This is a genomic window from Frankia sp. AgKG'84/4 (genome assembly GCF_023242965.2).
Classification (GTDB): Bacteria; Actinomycetota; Actinomycetes; order Frankiales; family Frankiaceae; genus Frankia.
Genome location: NZ_JALKFU020000327.1, coordinates 1 through 5,849, shown reverse-complemented (window position 1 = coordinate 5,849; position 5,849 = coordinate 1). Strand labels below are relative to the sequence as shown.

Annotated in this window: 6 protein-coding genes; all 6 read left to right on the top strand. The window is 71.5% G+C overall.

Annotated elements, in window-relative coordinates; translation table 11 throughout:
- On the top strand, positions 1-1,402 hold a 1,402-nt coding region (locus MXD58_RS18180), incomplete at its 5' end, for an HAD-IIIC family phosphatase (RefSeq protein WP_250609621.1).
- A complete protein-coding gene (locus MXD58_RS18175; RefSeq protein WP_248836509.1) occupies positions 1,402-1,638 on the top strand; it encodes an acyl carrier protein in 237 nt (78 codons plus the stop codon). The genes MXD58_RS18180 and MXD58_RS18175, both read left to right, overlap by 1 nt.
- The gene (locus tag MXD58_RS18170; protein WP_248836510.1) at positions 1,628-2,305 is read left to right on the top strand and encodes a serine O-acetyltransferase; all 678 of its coding nucleotides are present in this window, start codon (positions 1,628-1,630) and stop codon (positions 2,303-2,305) included. The genes MXD58_RS18175 and MXD58_RS18170 overlap by 11 nt, the downstream gene beginning before the upstream one ends.
- Before the next feature lie 290 nt (positions 2,306-2,595).
- Positions 2,596-3,624 (top strand): NAD-dependent epimerase/dehydratase family protein, encoded by a 1,029-nt coding sequence (locus tag MXD58_RS18165; protein WP_248836511.1) that lies wholly within the window; start codon positions 2,596-2,598, stop codon positions 3,622-3,624.
- Positions 3,621-4,196, top strand: a complete 576-nt coding sequence (locus MXD58_RS18160) for a dTDP-4-dehydrorhamnose 3,5-epimerase family protein (RefSeq protein ID WP_248836512.1) — start codon at positions 3,621-3,623, stop codon at positions 4,194-4,196. The genes MXD58_RS18165 and MXD58_RS18160 overlap by 4 nt, the downstream gene beginning before the upstream one ends.
- Positions 4,197-4,298: 102 nt before the next feature.
- Entirely contained in the window at positions 4,299-5,606 is a 1,308-nt protein-coding gene (locus MXD58_RS18155; protein ID WP_248836513.1) for a class I SAM-dependent methyltransferase, read from the top strand.
- Positions 5,607-5,849: the final 243 nt, after the last annotated feature.

The following is a 5,849-nucleotide window of genomic DNA, read 5'->3' as shown; positions in this document are numbered from 1 at the left end:
GGTCAACGCCGAGCTCGGCCGGGCCGCGGGTGACGGGGTCGCGCTCGTCGACTGCGACCGGCTGGCGGCCGAGGTCGGGCGGCGGGCCTGGTTCGACCCGCGCTACTGGAACCGCGCGAAGCAGGCGGTGGCGCTGGACCAGGTGCCGCTGCTCGCCCGGCACACCGCGGCCGTGATCGGCGCCCAGCTCGGGGCCAGCCGCAAGTGCCTCGTGCTCGACCTCGACAACACCCTGTGGGGCGGGGTGCTCGGCGAGGAGGGCCTCGCCGGGATCGCGCTCGGTGAGGGTCCGCTCGGCGAGGCGTTCGCCGCCGTGCAGGACTACGCGCTGGAGCTGAAGGAACGCGGCGTCGTACTCGCCGTGTGCTCGAAGAACAACGACGCCGATGCCCGCGAGGCATTCGAGCGCCATCCCGGCATGCGCCTGCGCCTCGACGACATCGCCATGTTCAGCGCCTGCTGGGACGACAAGCCGACCCAGCTGCGCCGCATCGCCGCCACCCTCGGCCTCGGCCTCGACGCCCTCGTCTTCGTCGACGACAACCCGGCGGAGCGCGAGGCCGTCCGCCAGCTCGTCCCCGAGGTCGACGTCGTCGCGCTGCCCGCCGATCCGCACGGCTACGTCCGGGCGCTCGCCGACTACCCGTTCTTCGAGACGACCGCGCTGACCGCGGAGGACGCGGCCCGCACCGCGGCCTACCGGGCCCGCGCGGAATTCGCCGCCGCCGAGGCCGCCGCGACGTCGCTGGAGGAGTTCCACCGCGGGCTGGACATGACGGCGACCGTCGTGGCCCTCGACGAACTGACCCTCCCGCGGGTCGCCCAGCTCGTCGGCAAGACCAACCAGTTCAACCTCACCGGCCGTCGCCGCAGCGCCGAGGAGATCGCCCGGCTGGCCGCGGAACCCGGCACGGCCGTGCTCTGCATCCGCCTGACCGACCGGTTCGCCGACCACGGGCTCGTCGCCGTGGTGATCGCCGTGACGGAAGGCGACGCCCTCGCGGTGGACACCTGGCTGATGAGCTGCCGGGTCATCGGCCGCACGTTGGAGGACGAGGTCGCCGGCCTGCTGCTCGCCGAGGCCCGCCGGCGCGGGCTGGCCCGCGTCACCGGCCACCACCGGCCGTCACCGAAGAACGCCCTGGTCGCCGAACTGTACCCGCGGCTCGGTTTCCGTCCCGTCGACGCGCCGGACGACCCGGGCGCCCTGGGGACGACCCACTGGTCCCGGTCGGTGGACGCGCCCTATGCGTCCCCGGGCCTGCTGCGGGTCGTCCTCCCGCCCGTCGCCGCGCCGCGGGTCGCGGGCGCCGGCGGCCAGGCCGCCGAGTCGCCCATGCCGTCCCGCCATGTCTTCGCGCAGCCTCGTCCGCAGAGCACCCGAGAAGAGGTGTCCAGGTAATGGTCCAGGGCCGACTCCAGCAGATCTTTCGGGAGATCTTCGCTGATGATGATCTCGTTGTCAGCGACGCGATGACCGCCGATGACGTGCCCGGGTGGGACTCTCTCGCGCACATCAACCTGATCTACGCCGTCGAGCGTGAGTTCTCGATCCAGATCGCCGATGACAGGCTTGCCAGTTTCGCCACCGTGGGTGACATGCGGGAGCACATTGAGGAGCTCAGCGGTGTCCACTGAGGCCGGCCACGCCCGCAACGGCACCACGCCCGACCACGACCTACGGCCCGCGTCGAGCCCCGTGCCGAACACCTTTGGCGAGGCCCCCGCCGGGCCCGAGCCGGCCCTCGCGCCGGACCGGCCGGCCGACCCGCGGGACGCGTCCGAGCTGGGCCTGCGCGAGATCCTCTCCGAGGACCTTCGCCGGCACTACGGCTCACTCGCCCACCCCGGCTTCCACGTGCTCGCCGTGTACCGCATCGGCCAGTGGCGCCTGGGCCTGCGCGGGCCGCTGCGCTCCGCGGTGAGCGTGCTCTACAAGGTGGTGAACAACCTCGTCATCCGGAACCTGTACGGAGTCGAGCTCTCCGAGAAGGCGCGGATCGGCCGCCGCGTGCACATCGGCCACACCCAGACGATCCTGATCCCGCCCCACTGCGAGATCGGTGACGACTGCACGCTGCGCCACAACCTGACGATCGGCTACGCCGGCGGTGGGTCGCAGCCGGGCGACGTGGCGAAGGTCGGGGCCCGCGTCGAACTCGCTCCCGGCGTGCACCTCATCGGCCGGATCACGATCGGCGACGACGCGAAGATCGGTCCCGGCTCGATCGTGATGACGGACGTCCCCCCGGGCTCGACGGTCTTCGCCGCTCCCGCCCGCATCATGCGCCCCACCGCGAACTGACCGCATCGGCTTCCCGCCGACAGGCACGGACGATGCGTCGAAGATCCGTGCCTGTGGGGCTGAGCGACGGGGAGTGACGGCAACAGGATCACTCAGTGTCCCCATCTGACTGCGAGATCAGGTGGTGGTTCCGCGCGCGGTGACGCAGCCTGTCGGGAGGGTGGGGCGGCTGTGGGCCATCAGACGGCGGCGACCGAGGGGTGGCAACCACTCGGTACCGTTTGGGTCCGGAGCGGGTAGCCCGGTCGGGCTACCCGACGCCGCGCTGCCGGGATGGGGAGGACTCGCGGATGAAGGTGCTCGTGACAGGCACGGAGGGGTACCTGGGGTGCCTGCTCGCGCCAGAGCTGATGCGTGATGGCCACGAGGTCATCGGTGTCGACACCGGCTACTACAAGTACGGCTGGCTCTACCGGGGGACGGACCGCACCGCGCTGACCCTCGACAAGGACCTGCGCCACCTCACGGTCGAGGACCTCGCCGGCGTCGACGCCGTCGTGCACATGGCCGAGCTGTCCAACGACCCGCTCGGCGCGCTCGCCCCGGACGTGACCTACAAGGTCAACCACCTCGGCTCGGTGCGGCTGGCGAACCTCGCCAAGCAGGCCGGCGTCCAGCGGTTCGTCTACATGTCCTCGTGCAGCGTCTACGGCGTGGCGACCGGCGAGGACGTCACCGAGACGTCCCCGGTCAACCCGCAGACCCCGTACGCCGAGTGCAAGGTGTACGTCGAGCGGGACGTCGCGCCGCTGGCCGACGACTCGTTCTCGCCGACCTTCCTGCGCAACGCCACCGCCTACGGCGCGTCGCCGCGGCAGCGGTTCGACATCGTGCTCAACAACCTCGCCGGCGTCGCCTGGACCACCGGCGAGATCGCGATGACCTCGGACGGCACGCCGTGGCGCCCGCTGGTGCACGGCCTCGACATCGCCAAGGCGATCCGGCTGGTGCTCTCCGCGCCGCGCGACGTCATCCACAACCAGATCTTCAACGTGGGCGACAGCGAGCAGAACTACCAGGTGAAGGAGATCGCCGACGCGGTCGCGTCGGTGTTCACCGGCTGCAAGCTGAGCTTCGGCGACAACGGCGGCGACAACCGCAGCTACCGGGTGAACTTCGACAAGATCGCCAGCACGCTGCCCGGGTTCTCCTGCGACTGGAACGCGCTGCGCGGCGCCCAGCAGCTGCACGAGGTGTTCACCGCGATCCAGCTCGACGCGGAGACCTTCACCGGCCGCGGCCACACCCGCCTCAAGCAGCTCGAGTACCTGATCAAAACCCAGCAGCTCGACGCCGACCTGTTCTGGTCGACCCCGTGATCATCACGCCGACGGTGATCGCCGGGGTGTGGATCGTCGACGCCGAACCGTTCGCCGACGAGCGCGGGCTGTTCGCCCGGACGTTCTGCGCCGAGGAGTTCGCCGCCGCCGGCCTGGCCGTCGAGGTCACCCAGTGCAGCGTCGCGTACAACAAGCACGCCGGCACGATCCGCGGCCTGCACTGGGCGGCCGAGCCGGTCCGCGAGACCAAGCTGGTGCGCTGCACCCGCGGCGCGCTGCTCGACGTCATCGTCGACCCGCGGCCGGACTCGCCCACCTACCTGCGTCACGTGGCGGTCGAGCTGACCGCGGACAACCACCGGGCCCTGTTCATCGACGCCGGCCTTGCGCACGGCTACCAGACGCTGGTCGACGCCACCGAGGCGACGTACCAGATGAACGTCCCCTTCACCCCGGGACATGACCGTGGGCTGCGGTTCGACGACCCGCGCCTGGCGATCGCCTGGCCGCTGCCCGTCTCGGTCGTCTCCGCGAAGGACCGGGCCTGGGACCTGCTCCCGGCCGAACAGGCCGGCATCGCGTCCGAGCCGGCGGGCGTCGCCGGCGTCTGACCGGCGCCGATCCCTTCCGCCGCCGCACCCTTCCGCCACCCGCCGGCCGTCGCCGCGCTGGTCGCGGGCGTATCGATGTCGACATCTCACCAAGGGGAACGCATGTCATCCGGAACCCGGGCAGAGGGCGGCGCAGCCGCCGCGAACCAGCAGCCGGCCGCCGCCGGCGGGATCGCCACGCCCGTCACCTCCTGCCGGTCCTGCGCGGGGCCGGCCCCGCGGCTGTTCCTCTCGCTGGGGTCCACGCCGATCGCGAACCGTCTGGTCCGTGCCGACGCCCTCGACGCCACCGACCCGTCGTTCCCGCTCGAGGTCGGGTTCTGCGAGTCCTGCGCGCTGGTGCAGCTCACCCACGAGCTGCCGGCCTCGGAGATCTTCGACGAGGACTACCCGTACTTCTCCTCGTTCTCCGACATGCTCGTCCGGCACTCCGAGAAGCACGTCATCGACCTGATCGCCAGCCGCGACCTCGGTCCGGACAGCCTGGTCGTCGAGGTGGCCAGCAACGACGGCTACCTGCTGAAGGCGTTCGTCGAGCGCGGCATCCCGGTGCTCGGCATCGAGCCGACGCCGGGACCGGCGGCCGCTGCCCGGGAGGCCGGCGTGCCCACCCGGGAGGAGTTCTTCGGCGCGGACCTCGCCCGCCAGCTCGTCGCCGAGGGCCTGAAGGCCGACGTGATCATCGCGAACAACGTGATGGCGCACGTGCCCGACCTCAACAGCTTCGTCGAGGGCTTCTCGATCCTGCTCAAGGACGACGGGCTGGTCGACGTCGAGAACCCCGGAGTCGGCGCGCTGCTGGCCCACACCGAGTTCGACACCGTCTACCACGAGCACTTCTGCTACTTCTCCACGATCGCCGTGGAGGCGCTGATGCGCCGCAACGGCCTCGCGGTCGTCGGCGTCCAGGAGTTCGCCGACCTGCACGGCGGGACGCTGCGCTGGAGCATGGGCCACGCCGGCACCGCCGAGCCGGCCGAGTCGGTCGCGGCCCAGCTCGGCGCCGAGCGCGAGTCGGGGCTGGACACCTTCGATCGGTACGCGAGCTTCGGTGACGCCGTGCGCACGGTTCAGGAGGAGCTCATCGAGCTGCTGCGCGGGCTGCGCGCGCAGGGCAAGACCGTCGCCGCCTACGGTGCCGCTGCCAAGGGCGCGACGCTGCTGAACTCCAGCGGCATCACGACCGACCTCATCGACTTCGTGGTCGACCGCAACACCCACAAGCAGGGGCGCTACATCCCCGGCGCGCGGCTGCCGATCCTCGACCCGGCCGTGCTGCTCGAGCGCCAGCCCGACTACCTGCTGTTGTTGGCGTGGAACGTGAAGAAGGAGATCATCGCCCAGCAGGGCGAGTACGCCGCCCGCGGTGGCCGGTTCATCGTGCCGGTACCCCGCCCGGTTGTGCTCTAGGCGGTTCCTGCATGGTAGGGGAGTCGGGTCGTCGATATGTCCGCCCGCGGCCGGCCGGGCCGCGGGCGCCGGGCCGGCATCGCCGGTCGGGAGAGGGCGCATGACGAACATCGACGTGGACCTGCGGTCCTCGGGCTGGGCGGAGGAGGATCCGCCGCCCAGCCGGCCGTCGGCAGAACCCGTCGAGAGGCATCACCCCGACTCCCCGGTAGTCGGCCCGGCTCCCGGCGGCCAGCCCGACCC

Excerpts from the sequence above, each read along its gene's own strand:
- MXD58_RS18165 (WP_248836511.1), top strand. The coding sequence starts at position 2,596 with ATGAAGGTGCTCGTGACAGGCACGGAGGGGTACCTGGGGTGCCTGCTC.
- MXD58_RS18175 (WP_248836509.1), top strand. The coding sequence starts at position 1,402 with ATGGTCCAGGGCCGACTCCAGCAGATCTTTCGGGAGATCTTCGCTGAT.
- MXD58_RS18155 (WP_248836513.1), top strand. The coding sequence starts at position 4,299 with ATGTCATCCGGAACCCGGGCAGAGGGCGGCGCAGCCGCCGCGAACCAG.